This is a genomic window from Bartonella sp. AA56HLJMS (assembly GCF_042197145.1).
In the GTDB taxonomy this organism is placed as follows: Bacteria; Pseudomonadota; Alphaproteobacteria; order Rhizobiales; family Rhizobiaceae; genus Bartonella.
In genome coordinates this window covers 1-2,120 of the sequence record NZ_JBHIRL010000066.1, presented here as the reverse complement: position 1 = coordinate 2,120, position 2,120 = coordinate 1, and the positions used below count along the sequence as shown (strand labels likewise).

The window sequence follows — 2,120 nt, the reverse complement described above, 5'->3', positions numbered from 1 at the left end:
TTTGTAGCGCGTCATGAAAAGAGTAAAGAAGAAAAAGGCAGAGCTGTAAGGACACAAGAAAACAGTAGAATTACGTTTCTAGCAAATGGTGAGATTAGCGCTAAATCAACAGATGCTGTAACGGGTAGTCAGCTTTTTGAAACGAATGATAAGGTTGTTACTTATTTAGGGGGTAATGCAGCTTTTAATAATGGTGCGTTTACAGGGCCGACCTATAGTTTATCGGAGATTGATAAAGATGGTAAGATAACAGCCAAACCTTTTACCAATGTTGGTTCAGCTTTTGAAGGACTTGATACAAATATCAAGAATGTCAATCAGAGGATTAAGGAAGTTTCTGAAGGAGTCGCACAGGATTCTTTGAATTGGAATAATGAAGCCAATGCATTTGTAGCTAAGCATGGAACGGAAGGAAACAATAGCAAATTGAAGTTTCTTTTAGATGGAGAAATTTCTAAAGGTTCAACAGAAGCGATCACTGGCAACCAACTTTATTCAATCAATCAAACAGTTGCGACGTATTTTGGTGGAGGAGCAGGTTATAATGAAAAGGGAGAATGGGTTGCACCTACCTTCAAGCTTAAAACTGTCAATTCTGATGGTAGTGCTGGTGAGGAAAAGGTTTACAATAGTGTATCGGAAGCATTTGCTGGAGTTGCGAGTTCTATCACGAATGTTCATAATGATGTAACTAATGTTGTCAGTGATAGCCTTGCTAAGCAGGATGATAATACGAAGGTTATCACTATTGGTAAAGAAGTAGAAGGTACAGAACTCAATATTGCCAACAGTAAGAAAGAAGACCGGATACTTTCAGGTGTTAAGGCAGGAGTGCTTTCAGCAGAATCGACAGAAGTTGTAAATGGCTCTCAGTTATTTGCGACTAATAAAAATGTTACGACAGTGACTACTAATCTAGACAGTGTTTCTCAAAATACATCGAGCTATTTAGGTGGTGGTGCTGATGTGCTTGTAGGCAATCTTCCGACGTATGTTGTTGGAGGTCAGTCATATCATGATGTTGGTTCAGCCTTTAGCGGTGTTGATACATCGCTGACAGATCTTCATAATGAACTTTCTAAGAACAGCAATGAACTTACACAGACCATTGAGCAGAATGCTTTGTTGTGGAATGATGAAGCCAATGCCTTTATAGCGCGTCATGAGAAGAGCAAAGAAGAAAAAGGCAGAGCTGTAAGGACACAAGAAAACAGTAGAATTACGTTTCTAGCAAATGGTGAGATTAGCGCTAAATCAACAGATGCTGTAACGGGTAGTCAGCTTTTTGAAACGAATGATAAGGTTGTTACTTATTTAGGGGGTAATGCAGCTTTTAATAATGGTGCGTTTACAGGGCCGACCTATAGTTTATCGGAGATTGATAAAGATGGTAAGATAACAGCCAAACCTTTTACCAATGTTGGTTCAGCTTTTGAAGGACTTGATACAAATATCAAGAATGTCAATCAGAGGATTAAGGAAGTTTCTGAAGGAGTCGCACAGGATTCTTTGAATTGGAATAATGAAGCCAATGCATTTGTAGCTAAGCATGGAACGGAAGGAAACAATAGCAAATTGAAGTTTCTTTTAGATGGAGAAATTTCTAAAGGTTCGACAGAAGCGATCACGGGCAATCAGCTTTATTCAATCAATCAAACAGTTGCGACGTATTTTGGTGGAGGTGCTGGCTATGAAAATGGAAAATGGGTTGCACCTACCTTCAAACTTAAAACTGTCAATGATGATGGTAGCACTGGTGATGAAAAGGTTTACAATAGTGTAGCGGAAGCACTTGCAGGTGTTGCAAGTTCTATTACGAATGTTCACAATGATGTGATCAATGTAGTCAGTGATAGCCTTGCCAAGCAGGATGATAATACGAAGGTTATCAATATTGGTACAGAAGTAGAAGGCAATGAAATCAATATCGCAAATAAAGACAAAGGGGATCGGACACTTTCAGGTGTTGGTGAAGCAACAAAGGATAATGAAGCTGTTAACAAAGGTCAGCTTGATAAAAGATTAGAGAAGCTTTCTAACAGTCTTCAATCAGATGACTCGGCTGTTGTTCATTACGATAAAAAAGAGGGTGATAATGGCGGCATTGATTACACGAGTGT

General features: G+C 39.0%; 1 pseudogene. It reads left to right on the top strand.

Annotated features, from left to right (window positions below):
- Positions 1-2,120, top strand: a pseudogene (locus ACFINI_RS09795) (hypothetical protein); the annotation flags it as partial.